This is a genomic window from Alcaligenes faecalis (genome assembly GCF_041521385.1).
GTDB classification, from domain to species: Bacteria; Pseudomonadota; Gammaproteobacteria; order Burkholderiales; family Burkholderiaceae_B; genus Alcaligenes; species Alcaligenes faecalis_E.
The window spans coordinates 2,634,097-2,656,576 of sequence record NZ_CP168006.1; the positions used below are offsets into that span (position 1 = coordinate 2,634,097).

19 protein-coding genes are annotated in these 22,480 nt (G+C 58.5%); 9 read left to right on the forward strand and 10 right to left on the reverse strand.

Annotated elements, in window-relative coordinates; translation table 11 throughout:
• Positions 1 to 98: 98 nt before the first annotated feature.
• The 6 genes from ACDI13_RS11765 to ACDI13_RS11790 form a co-directional block, all read right to left on the reverse strand.
• Complete coding sequence (locus tag ACDI13_RS11765) at positions 99 to 1,115, reverse strand: 3-hydroxybutyryl-CoA dehydrogenase (RefSeq protein WP_372372464.1); 1,017 nt, start codon at positions 1,113 to 1,115, stop codon at positions 99 to 101.
• The gene (locus tag ACDI13_RS11770) at positions 1,115 to 2,197 is read right to left on the reverse strand and encodes an NAD/NADP octopine/nopaline dehydrogenase family protein (protein WP_316990448.1); all 1,083 of its coding nucleotides are present in this window, start codon (positions 2,195 to 2,197) and stop codon (positions 1,115 to 1,117) included. The genes ACDI13_RS11765 and ACDI13_RS11770 overlap by 1 nt, the downstream gene beginning before the upstream one ends.
• Positions 2,198 to 2,361: 164 nt before the next feature.
• Positions 2,362 to 3,141, reverse strand: a complete 780-nt coding sequence (locus ACDI13_RS11775; RefSeq protein WP_316990449.1) for an alpha/beta hydrolase — start codon at positions 3,139 to 3,141, stop codon at positions 2,362 to 2,364.
• A gap of 6 nt (positions 3,142 to 3,147) precedes the next feature.
• Positions 3,148 to 4,281, reverse strand: a complete 1,134-nt coding sequence (locus ACDI13_RS11780) for an ABC transporter substrate-binding protein (protein WP_316990450.1) — start codon at positions 4,279 to 4,281, stop codon at positions 3,148 to 3,150.
• Positions 4,282 to 4,295: 14 nt separating this feature from the next.
• Positions 4,296 to 5,081 (reverse strand): ABC transporter ATP-binding protein, encoded by a 786-nt coding sequence (locus ACDI13_RS11785; protein WP_316990451.1) that lies wholly within the window; start codon positions 5,079 to 5,081, stop codon positions 4,296 to 4,298.
• Between the two features lie 3 nt (positions 5,082 to 5,084).
• Positions 5,085 to 6,137: an iron ABC transporter permease gene (locus ACDI13_RS11790; RefSeq protein ID WP_316990452.1), complete on the reverse strand. Its 1,053-nt coding sequence runs from the start codon at positions 6,135 to 6,137 to the stop codon at positions 5,085 to 5,087.
• A 143-nt stretch (positions 6,138 to 6,280) separates the two neighbouring features.
• Here ACDI13_RS11790 and ACDI13_RS11795 point away from each other — a divergent pair, with 143 nt between their 5' ends.
• The 4 genes from ACDI13_RS11795 to ACDI13_RS11810 all read left to right on the forward strand — a co-directional run bounded on the left by ACDI13_RS11795 (position 6,281) and on the right by ACDI13_RS11810 (position 12,902).
• Positions 6,281 to 7,036 carry an alpha/beta fold hydrolase gene (locus tag ACDI13_RS11795; RefSeq protein WP_316990453.1) on the forward strand — a complete coding sequence of 252 codons (756 nt, stop codon included), beginning with the start codon at positions 6,281 to 6,283 and terminating at the stop codon, positions 7,034 to 7,036.
• Between the two features lie 157 nt (positions 7,037 to 7,193).
• Complete coding sequence (locus ACDI13_RS11800; protein WP_316990454.1) at positions 7,194 to 10,394, forward strand: helicase-related protein; 3,201 nt, start codon at positions 7,194 to 7,196, stop codon at positions 10,392 to 10,394.
• A 177-nt stretch (positions 10,395 to 10,571) separates the two neighbouring features.
• On the forward strand, positions 10,572 to 11,765 hold the full coding sequence (locus tag ACDI13_RS11805; protein ID WP_316990455.1) for a multidrug effflux MFS transporter: 1,194 nt from the start codon (positions 10,572 to 10,574) through the stop codon (positions 11,763 to 11,765).
• Between the two features lie 162 nt (positions 11,766 to 11,927).
• Complete coding sequence (locus tag ACDI13_RS11810; protein WP_316990456.1) at positions 11,928 to 12,902, forward strand: FecR domain-containing protein; 975 nt, start codon at positions 11,928 to 11,930, stop codon at positions 12,900 to 12,902.
• Positions 12,903 to 12,936: 34 nt separating this feature from the next.
• On the opposite strand, the gene ACDI13_RS11815 is transcribed toward ACDI13_RS11810, so the two are convergent.
• Positions 12,937 to 14,496 (reverse strand): TerC family protein, encoded by a 1,560-nt coding sequence (locus tag ACDI13_RS11815; RefSeq protein WP_316990457.1) that lies wholly within the window; start codon positions 14,494 to 14,496, stop codon positions 12,937 to 12,939.
• Between the two features lie 71 nt (positions 14,497 to 14,567).
• Positions 14,568 to 14,918: a hypothetical protein gene (locus tag ACDI13_RS11820; RefSeq protein WP_316990458.1), complete on the reverse strand. Its 351-nt coding sequence runs from the start codon at positions 14,916 to 14,918 to the stop codon at positions 14,568 to 14,570.
• Positions 14,919 to 15,179: 261 nt separating this feature from the next.
• Between ACDI13_RS11820 and ACDI13_RS11825 the strand changes: the two genes are divergently transcribed.
• The 4 genes from ACDI13_RS11825 to ACDI13_RS11840 are packed head-to-tail and all read left to right on the forward strand — an operon-like array spanning position 15,180 to position 19,683.
• Entirely contained in the window at positions 15,180 to 15,917 is a 738-nt protein-coding gene (locus tag ACDI13_RS11825; RefSeq protein ID WP_316990459.1) for a sterol desaturase family protein, read from the forward strand.
• The gene (locus ACDI13_RS11830; protein ID WP_316990460.1) at positions 15,914 to 16,828 is read left to right on the forward strand and encodes a fatty acid desaturase; all 915 of its coding nucleotides are present in this window, start codon (positions 15,914 to 15,916) and stop codon (positions 16,826 to 16,828) included. The genes ACDI13_RS11825 and ACDI13_RS11830 overlap by 4 nt, the downstream gene beginning before the upstream one ends.
• 14 nt (positions 16,829 to 16,842) lie before the next feature.
• On the forward strand, positions 16,843 to 18,753 hold the full coding sequence (locus tag ACDI13_RS11835) for a beta-ketoacyl-ACP synthase III (protein ID WP_316990461.1): 1,911 nt from the start codon (positions 16,843 to 16,845) through the stop codon (positions 18,751 to 18,753).
• A 3-nt stretch (positions 18,754 to 18,756) separates the two neighbouring features.
• The gene (locus ACDI13_RS11840) at positions 18,757 to 19,683 is read left to right on the forward strand and encodes a hypothetical protein (protein WP_316990462.1); all 927 of its coding nucleotides are present in this window, start codon (positions 18,757 to 18,759) and stop codon (positions 19,681 to 19,683) included.
• Here the strand turns inward: ACDI13_RS11840 and ACDI13_RS11845 are convergent.
• Positions 19,680 to 20,522, reverse strand: coding sequence for a branched-chain amino acid aminotransferase (locus ACDI13_RS11845; protein WP_316990463.1), 843 nt, complete (start codon positions 20,520 to 20,522; stop codon positions 19,680 to 19,682). The two genes, ACDI13_RS11840 and ACDI13_RS11845, sit on opposite strands and share 4 nt — an antisense overlap.
• Before the next feature lie 112 nt (positions 20,523 to 20,634).
• Positions 20,635 to 21,741 (reverse strand): DUF418 domain-containing protein, encoded by a 1,107-nt coding sequence (locus ACDI13_RS11850; protein WP_316990464.1) that lies wholly within the window; start codon positions 21,739 to 21,741, stop codon positions 20,635 to 20,637.
• A gap of 78 nt (positions 21,742 to 21,819) precedes the next feature.
• Here ACDI13_RS11850 and ACDI13_RS11855 point away from each other — a divergent pair, with 78 nt between their 5' ends.
• Complete coding sequence (locus ACDI13_RS11855) at positions 21,820 to 22,395, forward strand: TetR family transcriptional regulator C-terminal domain-containing protein (protein WP_316990465.1); 576 nt, start codon at positions 21,820 to 21,822, stop codon at positions 22,393 to 22,395.
• Positions 22,396 to 22,480 lie beyond the last annotated feature (85 nt).

Below are 22,480 nucleotides of genomic sequence, written 5' to 3' on the forward strand. Positions count from 1 at the left end.
CGCAGCGTGGGAGTCTTTTTTCATCGCCGGGCCGTCCCAAGATGAAAAGCGCCCTCTTGGAGGGCAGCAAGCCGAAGGCGCAGCGTGGGAGTCTTTTTTCATTCCTGTGTCTCCTTGGCAAAGTGTTCGGCACGGGCAGGGGCCAGGCCGATGTGATCCAGCATTCCCAGTACGCGGGCCAGCACGTCGCGGCGGTATGCCTGTTGCTGGTCCACCGGGTATTCGTGAAAGCCCTGTCCGCTGCGCAGACCGTTGCGTCCACTTTCCATATAACGGGTGATGATGTCGGGTACGGCGTAGCGTTCCGGGTCCAGGTTCTGCGACAGGTATTGCCCGGCGTGATACAGAATGTCGTTGCCGCCGTAGTCGATGAACTCCAGCACACCGATACTGGCAAAGCGGAAACCCAGGCCGTAGCGGGTGGCTTTATCAATATCAGCCGCACTGGCCACGCCTTCCTCCACCATACGAGCGGCCTCGTTCATGATCAGGGTTTGCAGACGCGGAACGATGAAGCCGGGGTGGCAGCCACAGACCACCGGTACTTTGCCGATGGATTCCAGATTGCTTTGCAGGCGGCTCAAGGTCTGCTCGCTGGTGCCGGGGTGGGCGCTGATTTCAACCAGGGGGATCAGGAAGGCCGGGTTGAGCCAGTGTGCGTTCAGGAAACGCTCGGGGTGGCTCAACATGGGGGCCAGATCGGAGGCCAGCATGGTGGAGGTGGTGGAGGCGATCAGCGCATCGGGCCGGGCCAGTTCGCCGATACGCCCCAGGGCGTCGGTCTTGGCGTCGCGGGTTTCGGGCACGCCTTCGTAAATCAGATCGGCCTGGCCCAGCACGTGCGCCGCTTCGCTCAAGGGAGCGACGCCGATGCAGTCCAGATAGCCGTCGATCTGCTCAGTGATGAACATGCCCAGGTCGGCCAGTTGTTCCAGCGTGGCACGCAGTTCCTGGCGTATTTCGCCTTCCAGACGGGCGCTATCAGCAGGCTGACGGGGTTTGAAATCCAGTAAGGTCACGGCTTGGCCGCGCAGCGCATAGGCCAGGGCGATGCCCCGCCCCATGCGACCTGCGCCCACCGCAACGATACGTTTGATCGGGGCGGGCGTGTTCATCAGGCCCTCCCGGCGTGCAGCATCTCTTGCAGTTGCTCGCGGCTCATCGTGTCCAGGCCCAGGCTGGCCAGTGTGCGTTGGCCCTGGCGCAGATCTTCACCCACGATGGCACCGGCAATCGCCAGCAAGCCTTTGGTGACGGGGGCGTCCACACCGGCCCAGTCGGCTACCGATGCAAAGAAGGCCAGCCCCAGCATAGTGTCTTCACGCATGTAACGGTGTTCGTGCAGGTCGATCTTCTCGCGCCAGTCGCCGCTTTTCACCAGCTTGGAGTGCGAGGAACGGTCGCCATACATCCACTGATCGTTTTCGTAATGATCGGACAGCGGGAAGTGCGGGGCACCGTAGCCCAGCGCCTCACGAATGCGCATGCGCTCATTGTCCAACTGCGTGGTCACGGCACGGACCGAAGGCTGAGTGCCTTCGTTGTGAATATCCCAGGCCGGGAAGTGCTCCAGCGGGCCTGCGTTCATCATGATCAGTGGGGGGTGGATGATGGGGCCGGCATTCATCAGGGCGCCGGACAGGGCATCTTCACAGCGTTCCACGCTGGGGAATACTTTGCCAATCACCTCCAGGGCGTGGTCGGTATTGCGTGCAGGGTACACGCCGGTAGGCAGGCGGGTGGCGCGGGTGGTGATGTTGATCACGGTATCGCCATGCTTGCGGGCCAGCCAGGGTAGGGTGCCGGTTTCGGCCCAACTGACATCGGCTTTGTTGCCGGTGCCGCGCACGATCTCACTCATGATGAAGGAGCCGAAGGTGCCTGGGGGCAGAAACACGACCTGGCCGTCTGCCAGGTGGGGAGCCATGGCGCGGGCAATATCGGTTTGTGCAATGGCGGGCGAAGGAATCAGTACCAGGTCGGCACCAGCGATGGCCTCGCCAATATCGGCGCAGATTTTGGCAATGGGGATGTCACGCTCGCCTGCTTCGTCTTTCAGTGTCATGACTGGACGGTCCAGCAAGGGCTGCAACTGGGCTGTATCACGACGCCACAAGCGTACTTCGTGGCCTTGTTCGCTCAAGTCTGCCGCTGCCGCGTAACAACCGTGCCCGCCACCTAATACCGCTACCTTCATGTTTGTCTCCAATCTCTTTTTTTGATTTCTATGCACTTGCATATAAATACAGACTAAAAGAAGTTGAGGTCTAAAACAAGAGGATGGATGGGGGGAGTTACCCTAGGGCGGGAAAACTTGGATGGGGAATGAAAGGGTGTGCCATGTGTGCCGGGAAAACGCGCTTAAGCCGCGTCACAGGCCAGTTCCAGGGCACGCAAGGTGGCGTGTGCCAGAACGTGGCCGTGACCGGCCTCAGGCAGAATATGCAGATTCGCCTGCATGCCTTGGGCCTGTAAGTGCGCTTGCAGTTTTTGCATGGAGGGCAGGGTTGGCACGCCATTTTTGCGCCCTTCTGGCCCCGCAGCCTGAGCATTTAGCGGGTACCAGGCCTCTGCGGCACCGGCCAGAATATCCACCTGTACTGGCTTGCCCAATGGCCCCAGTAAGGTCCAGATCAGGGGGGCGTGCCACCACAAAGAAGGGCTGGCGCACAGGTAATGATGGATGGGCAGACTGCGCTGGCTAAGGGCATACAGCACGAACAGACCGGCGTAGGAGTGGCCGTACAGGCTGATGCGTGAACGGGTCAGCGCAGGCTCCACGTTTTGGGCCAAGGCTAGCGCCATGCGTATTTGTTCGATCATGGCGGGCGCGCCACCCGCCTGCCATTGGGGGACGCGCGGGTCTTGCCATAAGCCGCCGTCCGGGCCGGGCGGGGTGTAATCCAGGGCGCGATAACGCGTGATCTGATCGCGTTCGCCCTGATAACCCAATGACAGAATCGCGCAGTGCTGCAAGGCGGGGTGGCCGCTTTCTTCCAGCAGTGGCAAGGTCCACTGGCCATCGAGCAGGCACAGCAAAGGCAGGGCACCCTGTTCAGGCTTGCCCTCCGGCAGGCGCAGCAAGACGTGATGCGGATGGCCGCCCGCAGGCGGCAGTTCCAGTGCAATCAGGCGGGACATGAAGGCTTAGGAGGCGGGCTTCAGATCAATCATATAGGTGCCTTCCATCGGCACGGTCAGGAAGCGTTGATTCACTTCTTCCAGTGTTTTCAGGGCCGAGACACCTTCAAAACGCTCCGGGTGAATCCAGCTTGCCAGTGCCTCGATAAAGATCATGTGCAAAGGCGAATCGTTAAAGGCGTGCCAGATACCGTGGCTATTACCGCTGCGCACGGCGGGCAAGGCCTGCAGACGGTTGCCGTCAATAATGGCTTGCAAACTTTTGCGTGCCTGTTCTTCGCTGACGCCTGTGCCAATCGTCAAGCCGCCGGAGGTGGTGCGCTTGCCTGCGCCTGTGCCGGTGGCCACATAGACGACAGGGGCGCGGGAATGGATGTATTCAAAGTTAAGTTTGCCGGTGGCGCTTTTCAGGACATCGGCGCCAATATTGTGGCCGCCAGCATAGGTGATCATGTCGTTGAAGGTGCCTGCACCGGGCGAGTTGCAGCAGTCTGTGCTGCCTGCATGGGCATGGACAAAAACGGGCGGATGATCTGCTTTGGGGAGATCGGCCAGTCGCTGGGCGACGCCCTGCATGTGCTCTTCGTAAAACTGGATGAACTCGTCGGTGCGTTCTTTTTCACCCACGGCGTAGCCCAATGCACGCAGGCTGGGTACGGTGTTTTCCAGTGGATTGACAAAGAAGTCGATGACGATGACGGGCACCTTGGCGGCGGTTAGGCGCTGGATCAGGGCCGAGTCGCGCGTATCCTGGCCGGGTGTCAGGCCGGCAAAGGCGGCGGTCAGCACCACCAGGTCAGGACGCAGGGCCAAGGCTTGTTCTACCGAGAAGGTATCGGCCGTATGGCGTCCCACAACGGGGATCTTGGCCAGTTGCGGGTAGCGTTTCAGATAGGTTTCGTACTCGTTGGAAAAGGAGGTTTTGAACTCGTCTGACCAGCCAGCAATCAGCGTGGCCGGTTCGGGGTGGACCAAAGCCAGCACGGGAAAGTGGCGTGCCTGGGTCAGTACAATGCGTTTGGCCGGGCCGGGCAGGGTAACGGTACGACCCATGGCATCAGTAACTTCGATGGGCTGGGCTTGCACACCGAAAGGCAAGAGCAAGGTCAGCGACAACAGCAGGTGGCGCAGGATGTTCATGGGTTCTCCGAAGGTCACAGCACAGGCTCTTGCAGCCCGTCGATAATGATTTGCAAGGTGCCTTGCGAGCAGCTTTCCACGCGGGCGCGCACCCCGTAAGCCTGGGCCAGTGAATTGGGGGTAATGACTTTGGACGGTTCCCCTTGCGCCAGCAGGCCGCCACCTTCAATCATCAGTGCATAGTCGCTATGGCGCAGGGCCACGTTCAGGTCATGCAGCACGATCAGGGTGATCAGTTTGTTGTCGTGGGTTTCCTGGGCCAGCAAATCCATTACGTGGAATTGATAGTTCAGGTCCAGGGCGGACAAGGGTTCATCGAGCAGCAGCAAAGTCGGCTTGCGGATCAAGGCTTGTGCCAGACCCACCAACTGTTTCTGGCCACCCGAGAGCTGGTCCAGATAGTGCATGGACAGGTGTGCAATGCCCAGGCGTTGCAGGATGTGCATGATGTGTTCGTGGTCCACATCGCGGGCGTGGCCGCCGGGTGCCGAGGCATTGGCCGCTACCAGCACGGATTCAAATACACGCAGGTGGACCGAGGCCGGTAAGGACTGGGGCAGGTACACCACTTTTTGGGCGCGCTGCTCGAAGCTGACACCGCTCAGCTCCTGGCCGTCCAGCAAGATCTCGCCAGTGGTGGGTTTGAGCAGTCCTGCCAGGGACTTGAGCAGGGTAGATTTACCGCTGCCATTGGGGCCCAGCAAAGCGACCAACTGACCGGGTTGCAAGGGCTCGATGGTCAGTTGGGACAGGATTTCGCGTTTGCCGTAGGACAGGCTCAGATCGTGGACTTCAAGCATGGTTCACTTTATTTGGCGGCGCAGCACAACGCCCAGGAAGAAGGGCACCCCCACCAGCGAGGTGACAATGCCAACTGGGATGATGATGCCCGGCACAATATTTTTCGAGGCAATCGAGGCCAGCGACAGAATCACCCCGCCCACCAGCGCACTGCCGGGCAAGTAAAAACGGTGGTCTTCACCAAACAGGCGGCGGGCAATATGCGGTGCAATCAGGCCCACAAAGCCGATGGTGCCGACAAAAGAGACGGCCAGCGCGGCCAGCAAACTGATACGCAGCAGGGATACCAGACGCAGCCGCGAGACGTTGATACCAAAGCTGGCCGCGCGGTCTTCGCCCAGACGCAGGGCAGTCAGCTTCCAGGTATCACGCAGCGACAGCGGCAGGATCAGCACAAAGACGGCCAGCATGATGCCAACCTTGCCCCAAGAGGAGCGCGACAGGCTGCCCATAGTCCAGAACACCAGCCCCTGCAGGGCTTCGGCGCTGGCTACAAACTGCACCAGCGAGACGAGTGCGTTGAAGGAGAACACCAGCGCAATGCCAAACAGCACCAGGTTGGCGGTGCTCATGGCACCCCAGCGGGCCACGGCATCGAGCAAAAAGGCGGAAAGCAAGGCAAAGATAAAGGCGTTGGCGGCAATGGTCCAGGCTTGCGGAATACCGGGAATCGAGAGGTCCAGCACAATGGCCAGGGATGCGCCAAAGGCCGCTGCCGAGGAAATCCCCAAGGTAAAAGGGCTGGCCAGCGGGTTATTCAGGATGGTCTGCATTTCCGCGCCGGACAGGCCCAGCGCCAGACCAATGGCCATGGCCATCAGGGCATAAGGCAGGCGGATTTCCCAAACGATGACGCGGGTGGTCGGGTCGGACTGTTCCGGGTAGAACAGAGCGTGGCTAAGCTCACCCAAGCTAAGGCCCGACGGCCCCAACATGAAGTCGGCCACAATCGAGGCCAAAATCACAAGGACCAGCGCACCTACCAGGAGCCAGCGACGTCTGAGGATATGTTGATAGTCGGCCAGGGCAGGGGCCGGAACAGCGGATGTGGACATTAAGTGGCTGAATGATAACCGTTTACATAGAAAGAAAGTATAGTTCATTGGCTAGGGTCTGTTAACACTAAAAGCAGCCCACTGAGGCTAGGCTATTCGCGCTGGTAGACCGATACCGTGAGCGCGCTGACCGCGATTTATTTATGCAGCTTGAACATCTGGATTTTCTTTCCCCATTGGGCCGACAGTATCGTCTGACTTTGGCCTGGCCGGACACGCCAACGCCTGCGGATGGCTGGCCATTGCTGTGTGTGCTTGATCTACCGCAATTTGACGCGGTGCTGGCGGCCTGTGAAGAGCAGACTCCACAAGCCTGTGCGGTGCTGGGGATCGGTTATGGCGGGCAGGTCTGGCGCGACCAGGACTTCACGCCCGCGCTCAATGGGGAAGCGGGCCACGCGCCGGATTTTCTGGCCATGATGCAAGACGTGTTCTTGCCTTGGGCCTACGCACAAGCACCGTTGAATGTGCAACGGCGTTTGCTCGGTGGTCATTCCCTGGGTGGCCTGTTTGCCTTGCAACTGCTGTATCAACAGCCAGAATTGTTTGATGCGCTGGTGGTCTCCAGCCCGTCGGTCTGGTGGGGGGATGGCTATCTGGCTCGACTGCTGGCCCAACCCTTGCCCAAGGCAGCCTTGACGATGCCTGTACAGTTCTCCGTTGGTGAGTACGAGCAAAGCCTGGGACCGGCAGAAGAGGCCATGCCCGAGGACAAGCGCGAACTGCGTCGCTTGCGTTTGCAAGAGCGCCGCATGGTGGATGGCACCCGCGAACTGGCGCAGGCTTTGGCGCAACAACAAGGTGGTGAACCGCGTTTTCGCATCGTGCCGGGCTGCAATCACAGTCAGTCCGGTTTGGTTGCCTTGCCGCAAGGCTGTCTGGAATGGTTAGTTGAGTAGTCCTGTGTCTTCTTGCCCACCAATACGTGCAGCACGGTGATGGCATGTATCCTCTGAACGTACCGGAGCAGACCCGTATAATGCTGCTCATGCTGGCTTGAACCGGCTTTTCTGCCCTTCTCGTTCTCTTCTTCCCGTATTTTCAGGTCCCCGCCCTATGGCTGCGCGTCGCGCTTCGTCTGTTTCCGATTCTCCCGTCTCTACTCAAGCGGGTTTGCTGCTCCATCCCCAATGGCTGGATTATCCGCGTCTGGAAGGTGTGGCTCGTCAGGTTGCCAAGAAAGCGCGTTTTCAGGACCGGGCAGGCATACGACGTGTATGGCTGAAAGCCTGGCGCTTGCCGCAGGATGCCGCTTTTTTCAATCAGATCATCGCTGCTGAGCTGGGCTTGCAGGATGCGGACCAGCGCCTGGAGTCCCAAGGAGTGCCTCAGGTTGTGATTCGTACCCTGCGCCTGCTCTATCAAATGAGTGCAGACAAGCTGGAGGCGGATGTTTATGACGCCCTGCGCGAGCAACTGCTTGAACAGCGTGGCCAATTGGCGGGTGCCATTGCTTCCCAGTCTTTGCCCTTAAGCGAGAACTGGCCCGACGCTGAACGTGGTCCACGCTTGCTGGCTTTGTTGCAGGCCTGGCAGTCCTGGCCCCTGGCCCAAACCTATTTGTGGCAGTTGCAGGCCGAGCAGCGCGACCGCGAGCAACGCAGTCAGCGTTGGGAACAGGCTCAGAAAGAACGTGAACAAGCGCGCCAAAAAGAACAAAACGACAAGCAGCGTAAGCTCGCGCAAGCCCAGGAACGCTTGGCAGCCTGGTTGAAAGAGCAGGGTTGTGAGCCGCAGCGCATTACCCTGGCGGCTTTTGAGGGTCTGCAGGCGGGTGAGCCTGCCCATTGGTTCATGACGGTGTATGGCCGCAATGCCAGTGCCGCTGTCTTGACCCAGGAATTCAAGTTGGATGCCGAGCAGCAGGCGTTGCTGTTGCAGGCCCAGGCACAACGTCAGGAGCGTCAGCGTGAGCAACGCCAGCAGCGTTGGGCCTGGGAGCAGGAGTGTATCGGTTCGGAAGAAACCATGGCCTTGTTGGGTATTACCCGTCAGGAATATGAGCGGTGGCTGGCCGATCGCCGTTTGCCCAGCACCAAGCTGGAAGTGCGTGGCGGAGCCGCTGGCGGGCGTGATCGTATTGCCCATCATCCAGATTTGTTGGCGGCGATCGATCAAAGCCAGATTGAGCAATGGCGCGAGCAATATGCCGGCACCTTGAGCAATCGTGAACGGGCGCAGTATCAACGAGCCGCTGACCGCGCCCGCACGCAATGGCGTCAGCAACAAGTGCTGAACCAGATAAAGACGCAAGAGGCGTGCGATTACGACATTGATCCGGAAGATCCCTTGCGCCTGTGGTGGCACAAGGATTTGTGGCTGGCCGTGAATGTTCCTGTAGCGGGCGAGCGTCAGCACTGGCGCGCCAATGTGCGTATGCAGGCCGCCGTGCCATTGCCACGTACCGGCTCGGAGCTGGACCGATTGCCCGCCCGCGTCACGGTTTTGTTCAATACGGCAGCTCAAAACCGTCTGTCCCAGCGTCTGGAAGATTCGCTGGATGCGTTTTTGCAAACCCAGCGCCCCTTGATTGATGGCTCGTCCTTTCTGGAGCTGGCCAAAGCCTTGCGTATGGCCTTGGAAGAGGGGATCGAGCAACAGGAAATCGAGGCCGGGGATTTTGAAAAGCGCCTGCTCAATGGCCCGGTGCGCCGCATTCTGGAAAGTGTGGAGCAGCAGCGCGCTCAAGATCTGATGCGCCTGGGCGATTTCCCGGAAATGTTCAGCCTGGCCCGAGGCATCCGCCGCCATCTGGTGTTCCGTTTGGGGCCAACCAACTCGGGCAAGACGCACGAAGCTCTGGAAGCCCTGATGGAAGCGCGATCCGGTGTGTACTTGGCACCGCTGCGATTGCTGGCCATGGAAGTGCGTGATCGTCTGATGAGTGCCGGTATTCCCTGCAATCTGGTGACGGGCGAAGAACGCGTGATGGTGCCCGGTGCCCAGCACACCGCCTGCACAGTCGAGATGATGGACCCTACGATGGAAGTGCGTGTGGCCGTCCTGGACGAGATTCAAATGTTGCAAGACGAGCAGCGTGGCTGGGCCTGGACGGCCGCCTTGGTGGGGGTTCCGGCTCGTACTCTGTTTGTCTGTGGGGATGCCTCGGTCTTGCGTCCGTGCGAGCGTCTGGTGCGCGCCATGGAAGAGACCATGGAGCTGGAATTTACCGAACGCAAAACTCCCCTGGAGGTCATGCCTTATCCAGTGGAGCCGCCACGAGCCACAGGCAAACAAGGGCGTCAGGAAGCGCCGTGGCGTGGTCGTAAAGACCGTCAACGCGAGGCTCAGGGCGTGTCCAAGGGCGATGCGGTGGTGGCCTTTACCCGTAAGGACGTACTGACGCTCAGTGCTCGTTACCGTGCTCAAGGCTGGAAAGTCGCCACCATTTACGGCGCGCTGGCACCGGAAGTGCGCCGCACCGAGTCCGAACGATTCTCCCAAGGCGAGGCCGATGTGCTGGTGGCCACCGATGCCATTGGCATGGGCTTGAACCTGCCGATTCGCCGAGTGTTGTTCTCGACGGTGCATAAGTTCGATGGCCGCTCCATGCGTGCCCTGAACGCCACCGAAGTGCGCCAGATTGCCGGACGGGCAGGGCGTTATGGCCTGTACCCCAAAGGCTATGTGGGGGCGATGGACAAGCAGGACTTGAACCATATTCGCACCCAGTTGCAAAGCGACGCCCCCAGTGTGGATTTGCGCTTGCCCATTGCACCCAGCCCCGAGCATGTGCAGGCGCTGGCCTCTTTACTGGATAACCACAATATCGGCGCGGTGCTCCAGTACTTTGCGCAGAAAGTGGCTTCCGATAGCCCCTTGTTCCAGACAGCGGGTTTGAAAGACGCTATCGAGCTGGGCTTTTGTGTAGACCGTCTGGCCCCCAAGCTGGAGTTGCGTGAGAAGTTCACCTTTGCCTGTGCGCCGGTGTCTGTGGACAAGGATACGGAGCTGGATTACTTCAAGCGTTGCCTGTCAGCCTATGTGGCGCAACGCCCCATGGCCTTGCCACCGGCGCCGTCCTGGTTGAAATCCGCCAGTCCCTCTCGTCTGGAAGATGCCGAATTGCTGAGCAAGCAGATCAGCCTCTATGCCTGGTTCAGCATGAAGTTCCCGCACGTGTTTGACCAAGGTCCCTGGTTGCCGGAAGTGCGCTCCCAGGTCAGCCGCTTTATTGAACGCAGCCTGCTGCATCAGAGTGGTTTTGGGCAGACCAGCCGCGAGGCATTCGGGACTCCGTCGCCGGGTAGACGTTAAGTCGTTTGAATCGAGTAATGACCAAAGAAACGGGAGCAAAAGCCGGTAGGCTCAATTCGGTTTATATCGTTTGATACACTATGCCTTGTGCGGACGTGTCCGTACGGTCCGGTTAAGGGGTACCATGCCCCTATCCCTGCGCCAGTTCTGGCGCCCTCCTGTTTTCCAAAGCTATCTATGAATTACCGCAAGCTGACCTTGGTGTTGGCGGCGTTGGCGATGCTGGGGCCTTTTGCTACCGATGCCTATCTGCCGTCCTTTCACCGTATCGGTGTCGAATTTTCCGTTGACCAGTCAATGGTTCAGCAGACCCTGAGTCTGTACCTGTTTGGTTTTGCCTTCATGAGCCTGTTCTGGGGCATGTTGTCCGACAGTTTCGGGCGGCGTCCCGTGATCCTGGCTTCGCTGATCCTGTTTCTGATCGGCTCGATTGGTTCGGCGCTGGCCCCCAGTTTTTCCTGGCTTTTGTTTTTCCGCATGGTTCAAGGCTGTTCGGCAGGTGCCGGGCGGGTGGTCGGTCAGGCCTTGGCGCGTGACTGTGTACAGGGTGTGACGGCCCAGCGCCTGTTTGCCCATATCACCATGGTGTTTAGCCTGGCCCCAGCGATTGCGCCGGTGGTGGGCGGGTATTTAAGCAGCTATTCGGGCTGGCGTTCCGTGTTCTGGATGCTGACGGTGCTAAGCATCGGCCTGATTGCGCTGTGTTGGCGACAACTGCCTGAAACCTTGCCTGTGGCATCGCGCCAGCCCTTGAAACTGTGGGTGATTCTGGCTAATTATGCCCGCGCCTTGAGCAATGGCCGCTTCGTTCTGGCCATCTCGGCCATTGCGTTCGCTTTTGGCGGCTTTGCCTTGTACATTTCGTCGGCGGCCAGTTTTGTGATTGGTGTGCTGGGCCTGACAGAAACCGCCTTTGCCTGGCTGTTTCTGCCCTTTATTGGCGGCATGCTGGGCGGCTCCATTCTGAATGCCCGTTTTGCCGAAAAGCTGGCCCCGGCCCGCATGATTCGTCTGGGCCTGTCCATCATGCTGGCTGGTGCAACCTTCAACACGGTGTACAACCTGCTGTTCCAGGCTGAAGTGCCTTGGGCTGTGATGCCCATTTTTGTGTATGCCTTTGGCATGTCCATGGCTCTGCCGGGCATGACGGTGGTGACTTTGGGCACCTTCCCCACCATGCGCGGTCTGGCCTCCTCGGTACAAAGTGCTTGGCAAATGCTTTTGTTTGCCACCGTGTCCGGGGTGGTGGCCCCGCTGCTGTTCGACAGCGGCTTGTTGCTGGCCTTGGGCATGTTGTGTGCGGCCGCCCTGTCGGCCGGGTTCTGGTGGTGCAGCCAGTTCCGTTCCAGGTCTACCGACGCCTCCGCCTAAGCCCATCTTTACGCTTCCTGACGGGCGATGGCTTGACGGTAGGGCCTGCAGTTTCCGACAATTTATGATTGCCTTTGCAATTCAGTTTTTATCCGTTTAAACGGATAGGAAACATGTTGTGGAGTGCCAGTCCTTGTGTCGTACTTTTTGAACTGATTGTTGATGAACCCTGCTAATGCCGTGAATGTGGATGAGGACACCTTGCACAAGGAGGCACGAGCTTGGGTCAGCCGCCTGAAAACGTCCTCGCTGACCTCCCGTCAGTCTCGTGAGCTGCGCCGTTGGTGTGGGCGCAGCCCGTCTCATGCAGCCGCTTTTGCACACGCGCGTGAAATGTGGGATGCCATGCCCCAAGACCGTGAACAATGGCTGCGCGAAGCCAAGTTGATGAAAAAACGCGGTCACCAGCCTTTGCGTCGTGCCTTGCTGGGCGGTTTGCTGGTGGGTGGCGGTTTGTACCTGGTCGCCAGACCTCCCCTGCAATTGTGGCCTTCCTTGGCCGATTTGCGTGCTGACTATCGCACGGGCGCGGGCGAACAGCGGCGGGTGCAATTGATGGACCATGTTTGGCTGGATATGAATACCCGCAGCCGCTTGAATGTCAGTGATGATCCGCACTTGGGCCGGGTTGTGGCCCTGCTGGACGGAGAAGTGGAGGTGCGTCAGTCCGAGCGGTCGGCCTTGGTGTGTACGGTGTTCGCTGGTGCTGGTTCCATTCAGACGTTTAATGGTCGTACCAATATTCGCTACCTGAACGGCCAAACCCAGGTGACCTGTTTGTCCGGCAGCGCCCAGGTGGACTTTGGTGGGCAAGGTTATCGTTTAGGGGCCGGGGAGCAGTTGGTGTATGGACGCCATGCCATCAGTTCGGTGCAGACGGTCGCAGCAGAGGATTTGCCGTCCTGGCGGCAGGGCCGTTTGGCTTTTCATGAGCAGCCCTTGTCACAGGTGCTGGCCGAGCTGAACCGCTATTGGGCAGGGCATGTGATGCTGCGAGACGCCACGCTGGGTTCCGTCTTGGTCAGCTTTGCGGTCAGTCTGGACAATTTGTCCGAGGCACTGGATATTTTGCAGCAGGTATATGGCGTGCAGGTGATGCGTTTGCCGGGTGGAATTGCTCTTTTGAGCCGTGCCTGATTGAAAATGGCCCGCTTCACAGCGGGCCATTTCTTTACTCTTGTGTCTGCGCGGGTGCTTGCAAACGACTGACGTGTACCGTTGCAATACGGCGCTGGCTGACTTCGGTAATCTCAAAGCGCAAGCCTTCTGCTTCAACAACGGTTCCTACCGTGGGCAGGGAATCCAGGCGCTCCAGCAAGAAACCGGCCACAGAGTTGAAGTTGCTGTCTTTCAACAACAGATCATCGGCCTCTACCGCCTGAGCCAGCAAGAGCAAATCGGTGCTGCCGTCTACCTGCCACAAATTGGGGCCAATTTGCTGGATGGCAGGGTGCTCGTCCTCGTCGGGGAACTCACCGGCAATGGCTTCAAGAATGTCGATCGGGGTCAGCAGGCCTTCAATCGCGCCGTACTCGTCAGTGACCAGCACAAACTGGCCATTGGACTGCTTGAGCATGGCAATTGCGTTGAGCACATCCGTATGCTCGTGCACGATGATGGGCTCACGCAGGTCTGGCCACACGTTGACCTCGGGATAGTTGTCCAGATCCGCCAGCAAGTCCTTGGCGCGGGCCACCCCCACCACCTGGTCCAGATCGCCCTGACACACAGGCAAGAAGCTGTGCGGAGTAGCGCGCAGCTGCTGGCGCAAGGTGTCGGTGGAATCCTCGCTATTGAGCCAGGTAATTTCCTGGCGAGGAGTCATCAAGGAGCGGATGGGGCGTTCTGCCAGGCTGAGCACACCGCTGACCATATTACGTTCTTCGGTACGGAAAGCCTGCTCGTCCAGCTCTAGCTGGCCATCGCTGCTGTTATCGTCCTTGTCCTCATTTTTGCGGTTGCTGAGCATGCGCAGCACAGCTTCAGCCGTGCGGTCACGCAAAGGTCGGCGCGATTGCGAGCGCAACAGGCTGCGGCGGGCAATCTGGTTGAAGAACTCGATCAGAATAGAAAAACCAATGGCCGCGTACAGGTAGCCCTTGGGGATCTTGAAGCCCAGGCCTTCAGCGGTCAGCGTCAAACCAATCATCAGCAAGAAGCTCAGGCACAACACCACCACCGTGGGGTGATTGTTCACAAAGGTGGTCAGTGGCTTGGAGGCCCAGATCATCAAACCGATGGAGATGATCACAGCCGCCATCATGACGGGCAGTTGGTCCACCATGCCCACGGCGGTAATAACCGCATCCAGCGAGAACACGGCGTCCAGCACCACAATTTGCGCCACGACGACACCAAAGCTGGCGTAAACCTTATTGGTGCTGGTGTGGTGACTGCCGCCTTCCAGGCGTTCATGCAGTTCGCTGGTTGCTTTAAAGAGCAGGAACAGCCCGCCCAGCAGCAGGATCAGGTCGCGTCCGGAGAAACTGAGCGGTCCGATGGAAAACAGCGGCGTGGTCAGGGTGACCAGCCAGGAGACAATGGTCAGTAAGCCCAGGCGCATGATCAGCGCGAGTGCAAGGCCGATCTGCCGTGCTCGATCGCGCTGATGCGGTGGGAGCTTATCGGCCAGAATTGCGATAAAGATCAGGTTGTCGATGCCGAGAACAATCTCCAGCACCACCAGAGTTAATAAGCCGACCCAGATACTGGGATCGAGTAGCCATTCCATGATGTTGTCCTGTTAGACAGATAAATAAGTGCAAATAAGCAAAAGGGCAAAGCGCGGTGGCGCGTGAGGGATCAGGCGCGTGGGGGGCGATGCTCGGGGGCGAATTCGCAGCAAATAACGGGTAGGGAATAAGCCGGGCAAGCCGTTGGCCAGGCATGCAGCCAGAAAGACTGAACCGGGCAAGGCAAAGGCGTGTCTGCGTGATCAGCATACTGTTGCATGGGCGTGTGCGCCAGGATGGCGCTGAGCTGCTGCAAAGGATGATGCTTGACTTCGACACGATGCTCCACAGGTTCGGCCACATGGGATTCGTGATGAACGAATACGGCCGATTGACCACCTTGCACGGTTGCGTGGTAGTGGGAGCTGTAAGCCTGCAAGGGAAGGATAAGAAGCAAGACGACGACGAACCAGCGTCTCATAGTGTCTAAAGGAAGTCGGTGACGAGTCAGTATATCGTATGCGGGCACGTTCAAGACAAGTGCCAGATCAAGTTCTGTGTTCCTGAAGGGCGCGTTCAGTCTATCAGGCTCTGGAGAAATCCCGTTATGATTAGCCCGGGCCGGTGCAGCGCGATACCACCAGGGTGAGCTGGCCGGATGTGAGCAATTCGTAACCAAATTAACAAACGTAATCGTTCTGAGCGCGCTAGCATGGGCGCACTTTGTTACGTAGAGAGTGGAATGGGGCAGGCTTTTCAGGCCTTGAACGTCTGGCAGGTAATGGGCGTGGGCTTATTGTTTTTCGGCGGCATTTATCTGCTGTTCGCACTGGGCACCTTGGCGCTGACGCGTTGGCTTTGCCCTGCCTTGGGTTGGGGGCGTCCCTTGGACACGCGCCCTTTGCGCCCTGGTCAACTGCGCCGGGAACTGAAGCAATCGGGCACCGCCATTCTGATTTTTGGCACAGGGATGATTTTTCCCTGGGGCTTCTTGCAGTTGGGCTGGGCGCATTTGACGCCCGATGCCAGTGCGACCCGCATTGCCCTGGAAATTCTGGCTCTGGTGATCTGGAACGATGTGCACTTCTGGGTCAATCACCGTCTCCTGCATACCCGTTGGTTGCGCCGTTATCATGGCCCGCACCATTCTTCCGTCGTGGTGACGCCGTTCTCCACGTATAGCTTTCACCCGCTGGAGTCGCTCATGCTGGGCAATGTGATCTTGTTGCCCATGGTTGTGCATGACTTCAGCTTTTGGTCGCTTTTGTCTGTGCCTTTGTTCAGCCTGTTCTTTAATAGCATTGGTCACTCCAATTACGACTTTTTCCCCGCTGTTTCCAGCCGCAACTGGCTGGCAGCCAGCCGTCGTCACCAGCGCCATCACGCGCAGTACAACGGTAATTACGGCTTTCAGTTCAGCTTTATGGACCGCTTGTTTGGCACGCGCTTGCCCGATCGCCCCCAGGGGGAGCGCGGATGAGTGTTGCGTGGCGTTTGCGTAACCCGCGTGATTGGCAAAGCCTGCTGTACCTGATTGCCTACCCTGTTCTGGTGATTACGCTGTGGCGGGGCGGTTTCTCCTGGATTCTGTACGGCTTGCTGCTGTTCTTGACGCTGGGCGTGGGCGTCATCAACCACAACCATCATCATCTACGCCTGTGGCGGGGCCGCAGCCCCAATCGCTTGATGGATTTTTATTTGACTGTGCTCCAAGGTCACCCGGCTTGCGTGTTCTGGCCTGCGCATGGGCGCAATCACCACCGCTACAAGCATGGTGAAAACGATGTGGCTCGCACCTATCGTTTCTGGCGGGGGGATACCAACGACACGCTGGGCTGGTTGATGCACCCTTTTGAGGCCGTACCTGCCCTGTACCCCACGATTTTTAGCTGGTTGGGTAGCCTGCGTCGCCACTGGCCGGGTGTCTGGGCCTATTGCATGGCGCAGTACGGTATGTGGCTGGCGAGCTGGACGCTGGCCTTGGCGCTGGACCCGGTGAAAGGCTTTTTGTACGTTATCCTGCCGCAGCTACACGGTTTGCACTGGCTGCTGACCACGAATTATCTACAACATGCCCATGCCGATGGCAGCCCCCAGGGCCGGCATGGGCAGCAACTGGCCTATGCCCGTAATTTCGAGGGGCTGGTCAACCCTTTGCTCTTTAATATCGGCCTGCATGTGGCCCACCATGAACATCCGCGTGCGCACTGGTCCGAGTTGACCGGGCTGCACGACAGCGAATACCGAGCCCGCACCCCGAACGCCTTGAACGAAGGGGGGCTGGTGCCTTATATGTTGCGTGTTTTTGTGCTGGGACTGTTTGTGCCCCGCTATCGCAGCCTATCTTTGAACGCCGTGGGCCAGACGGAGCGTCGGCGTGATTGCGTGTAATCAGGAGTATTTTTATGCCCGTGGCCTTTGAGCACGTTGTTATCCATCAGGCCCAGTGGTTTATGCCCGGCGAGCCGGTCGATAACACTGCTATGGATAACTTTATTGCCCCTTTGAATCGTATTTCGGGGCGTATCAAGCAGCGCATTCTGGCCGAGAACGGCATTCAGCAGCGCTACTACGCCATTGGTGAAGACGGCAACACGCGCTGGAGCAATGCAGCGATGGCCGCCAATGCCATCCGCAGTTGCCTGGAGCAGGCGGGGTTGGAGATGAGCGACATTGGCCTGCTGGCCAGTGGCTCATCAGGTGGTGATTTGCTGATGCCCGGTTTTGCCAACGCGATTCAGGGTGAACTGGCGGCCCCCCCGCTGGAAGTGCACTCCGTACACGGGATTTGCGCCGCAGGTGTGACGGCTTTGCAAACGGTGGCCCAAGGCATCGAGCTGGGGGCGCATCGTCATGGTATGGCGGTGGCCAGCGAAATGCCGTCGCGCCTGTTCCGCCGCTCGCGCTTTGCCTCGCAGGACTATCAGGCGGACTTCGACGCGCACTTTCTGCGCTGGATGCTGTCCGATGGTGCGGGTGCGGCTTTGCTTAGCCATCAGGATCAGGTGCTGCCTACCACTCAGCCCGGAGTGCGTTTGCGCCTGCGCTGGATTCATCAAAAGTCCTTCTCTGGTGACTACCCCGTTTGCATGCAGTTAGGTGCCGCACGTGACTCCACGCGCAGTCACCTGGATTATGACTCCTGGGCTGAGGCCGAGCAGGCCGGTGCCTTGTCCTTGCGTCAGGACATTCGCCTGCTGCCGCACTTGTTTGATATTGGCATTCACGAGTACGTGAAACTGGTGCGCGATGGCAGGGTGGACCCCGAGCGCATTAGCCACTTCCTGTGCCATTACTCCTCCGAAAAATTCATGCCTGTAGTGGCCGATTTGCTGGAACAGGCTGGCCTGGGTATCCCGGCCGAACGTTGGTATAGCAATCTGCGCTGGCGCGGCAATACGGGTGCCGCATCCATTCTGATCATGCTGGCCGAGTTCATGCGTGACCGTACCTTGACGCCCGGCGAGCAAATCTTGTGTTACGTGCCCGAGTCAGGCCGCTTCATGACGGCTTACATGCTGCTGGAAGTAGAAGCCTGCGATGCACCGGCCCCGGCCGTGTCCTACCCGTCTGCCAAGCAATCGGTCGCTGCTTCCTTCGATCAGGTAGATATTGCTCCCCCGCACGATCCGGCCACGGCCCCGCAAGGCTTGCGCGATCTGCTGACGCAATTGGCTCCCATCTGGCATGACTATCGTTCGCAAGTGTGGCGTACGCCTTTGCTGCGCAGCCTGCATGATGGCTCGATTCGCCTGCAGGACTATCAAAAGTGGATGGCAGACTGGATTCCCCAAGTGCGCGAAGGGGCCAAGTGGATGCGCGAAGCCTGCGACTCCCTGTCGCCCGCCTACGCACCGCTGGCCGAGCTGATTCGTCTGCACGCGGGAGAAGAGCAGGACGACTTCAAGATCCTGTTCGAGGATTATCAACATGCTGGCGGCACCGCGACCGAGATCGAGCAACTGACTCGTAATCCCGGTGGTCAGGCTCTGAATTCTTACCTGCATGCCCTGGCGGCCAGCCAAGACCCGATCGGCTTGCTGGGGGCGATTTACATTATTGAAGGTACCGGCCAACGCATTGTGCCCGCCTTGCTGCCCCTGCTGAAATCCTCGCTGTCGTTGGAGCCGAATATGTATCGCTTCCTGCATTATCACGGCATGAACGACGAGCATCACCTGGCCCGTTGGCTGGTAGCGGTGGAGCTGGCTCTGGATTGCGATGAAACAGGCCGCGCCGAGCAGATTATTATTGAAACCGCACGTCGTACCGCCGCCCTGTACCTGATGCAGTTTCAATACGCGAAAGAGTGTTAAGTCATGGATCAAATCCCGGATTTTTTAAGCAAGCCGCATGACCCGCAGGACCCCAATCCCTGGCGGGCCCTGTATCTGGATCGCAGCACGCCCTTGCCTGACGAGGTCAAGCAGGCTTGGTTGACCGATTCCAGTTCTTCGTCACGCCAGTATTTGTTGCCGTTCTTACGGCCACTGGCACGTTTGATGATTGTGCTGATTCAAGTCGTTAAAACCTTTTTGCCGCGTAAGTGGTCGCATTCGGGCCTGCTGCACCGCATTCTGGTGTGGGGTCTGAAGCGTTTTGTCTCGCCACAGGCCAACTGGTTGATTCTGCGCCACTTCCATCTGGGTTCGCAGGTGCTGGCTTTTATTGCCGCCAACTCGCCCACCAAGGTGCCTACTTCGCCGCTCACGCCCATGAACATCGACGAATTGCGTGATCACACTTTTGTGAAGCACGATTTGAATCTGTTCAATTTCGTGATCCGGCTCAATCAGACCTTGCGGGACCATAATCAGGAAATCGGCCCGCCAGAGCGGGTGGATTTTTCCATGATTCAGCCCGTACCCCTGGCGTTGGACGATATGCCGCAAGGCCCGCTGAACAAGATAGACCTGCAAAGTGCCATTGAGCTGTTCACGCCCTTGTACCAGTTGCTGCTGACCGATAACGACTTTTGGCGGGCGGCCAATTCCTTGCAACTGGACGAGACGATCGGGATTTATGCTGCCAAGATTTTGCAGGCGCCCGAGCACCTGATTCTGCTCAACAATGGCCACCCTCTGGTGCCCATGTCGACCTTGCGAGCAGGTTATCGCTTGGTGCTGCATGGTCTGTCGACAGAGATGCTGCATAGCCTGCTCAATCAGATGAAACAGGCGCAAGCGCAGCAGGATAGCGGGCAAGCGCCGGATTTGGGGCAGGGCGATAGCCCGTCCGCCCCTTAGTTGCGCTGGGTGTAGGCCATGTACAGCTCGTGGGCACGGGTTTCAATCGGGCCGCGCGCGTAATGGCGATCGTCAATACGATTGCAGTACAGGACCTTGCCGTAATTGCCGGTGCTGAATACTTCGTCCGCATCCAGGATGTCTTGTGGCGTCAGGCTGACTTCACGTACTTCCATGCCATCGTCTCGCAGCAGTTGCATGACGCGTCGGCGGGTAATGCCGTTCAGGAAGGTGCCGTTCAGCTCGGGCGTCAGCACGACGCCGTCACGCACAATCCACAAATTGGCGACGGCAAACTCGGCTACCTTGCCTTTGGAGTCCAGTACGATGGCGTTGTCAAAACCGCGTGCGCTGGCATCGCGCAAGATACGTTGGGTATTGGGGTACAGGCAGGAGGCCTTGGCATCGGTGGGAGCCATGGAGGGGTCTGGGCGCAGGAACTCACTGAACGTGGCGCTAAAGCCGCTGTCCTCCGGCATGGGAGATTCAAAAATATGAATGGCCAGTTGGCTGGTGGCTGGATCGGGCTGGATGAAACCGCCGGGCGCGAAATACAGCAGCTTGATGTAGTAATCCGTCGTTTGAGACAGTTTTTTCAGACCCTCGTGCACCAGGTCCACGGTTTGCTGGGGCGACATCACTGGTTCCATGCCTAGCGTGATGGCCGAACGGTTCAGGCGCTCACAGTGCAGGTCCAGGTCCGGCGTATGGCCCTGAATGGAGCGAGCACCGTCAAACACGGTCGTGGCCATCCAGAAAGCGTGGTCTGTGGCGCCAATCAAGGGCGTGCTGGTGTCGCTCCATTGACCATTGGACCAGGTGATTTCATTGTTACTCATGGGACTTCTCTCCTGATTTTATTGTGGTGTAGTGGCAATTCATTTTTGCCGTCCTCGTATTTCCAGTACACATAATAGAGAGCAAAAAACGATTTGGGGTGGGGGCCGCGTGCTATCTGTTTTTTTGGACACCGTAGGTGATGCGTCGTAGCACGGCTTCCAGTGGGCCGCGCCTCCAACGTTGGGCGATCAGACCTGTCAGGCTCATGGACAGCAAGGCCAGTACGATGGCAATGGCGAATAGGGTTGCGTTGCCAAAGACATCAAACAGATCCAGGCCATAGCTGCTGAAGATCAGGCCAGCCAAAATGCCTTGGCCGACATAGGCGCTCAGCGAGTTGCGGCCTGCTTCAATGAGTACATTGGGTAGTTTGATCCATTGCCCGCAGCGTAGCAGCATATACAGATATACGGCGGACAGCATGGGCGCACCTATCGCAAAGAGGAGCAGGCCAATCAGTCCTGGCAGGTCGGTCTCGTAGGCCACCAGGGCGCTGAAACCGTTGATAATCAGGGCCAATGGGAACAGCCAGGGTAAAGCGTGTTCCAGCCTTTGTTGCCCAGGGCTGTTGTACGCAAAGAAATTGCTTTTGGCTGCAGCCAGTCCCATCAGCATGGCACCGAACGCCAAAGGGCCTTGATACAGGAACATGAAAGCGAAGGCATTTGGCCATTCTTCCAGGCGCGCCAACGTCGCTTCGGAGAAGGCCCCACCCAGGGAGTAAACCGGGGCCATGTCCTCTGTACTGGAGAGCAGGTAAACGATCAGCCCAATACTCAGAGTTTCTACCAGTACCATCAACAAGGCGACCTTGACCAGAGCACACGCAGAGAGCTTGCGCAGCGGCCAGATCAGTACACCCAGCACCGAGTAGAGCAGCAGGATGTCGCCTGTAAATACCAGGGTTGCGTGCAAGCAACCCAGCACGGCCAGCCCGAGCATCCGACGGAAATAGCGGCGGCTCAGGGGGATGCCAGCACGTTCGGCAGACCGTGCCTGGACTTCGATGCCCCAGCCAAAAATCAGCGAGAACAACAGGAAGAATTTGCCCTGAAACAGAAATTCGACCACGAAAGCAGCTGTATGGTCGTAAGTGGTGGACGGGGTGATCAGGTCACTTTCGCTCAGTGCCAGATAGGGCAGGTTCACGACACAAATACCGATCAGTGCCGCGGTACGAACCAAGTCGATGGAGGAGTTGCGAGAGGCCGAAGACATAGATGTTTATTGATTGAGCACTTGTTCAATGCCATAATATTGAGCGTTTGCTCAATCTGTCAACAAGAAAGGAAAGCGATGAGTGAAAAAGAAGACAGTGCTTCACGCATTCGGCAGGCGGCTGTTGAGGTTTTGCTGGAGGTGGGGGTGCGGGCTGCCACCACACGCAGGGTGACTGAGCGTGCGGGTGTGGGCCGTGGGCTGTTAAACCACTACTTTCGTTGGTCCGAGTTACGGGCCGATGCCTGGGGTGAAATCTTTGACTATTTGCTGGATCAGGAAGCACAAGGCTCGCACGATCCGCAAGTCTTGATGGAAAGCTACCTGAACAGTGCCTTTGAACAGAACAATCGCATGTATTGGTTCTTGTGGCTTGATGCTGCCGACCTGGCCAAAACCGATGCGGCGTTGGCGGCAGTGATGACGCGGGTACAAGGCCGGATGTTGGGGCAACTGGCCTCTTACTTGCGATCAGGGGCCGAGCAAGGGTTGTGGCACGCGCCTGATCCGGAAGGCACCGCGTTGCGGCTGTCCGCTTTGTATGATGGCTTGGCCAATATGTTGCTGACAGAATCCACTGAGCTGAGCTCGGTGCAGGCCGAGCAGCATTTGCGACGTCTGTTTTTTCTGGAAACCCGACCTGACCCGTCTTGATCCGTTGGCCTGTCCTCTTTGCCATTGGTGTTGGGGAAAAAAAGGGGGGGCGGGAGTGGGCATAACGGCTTGGCGACTGCTGATC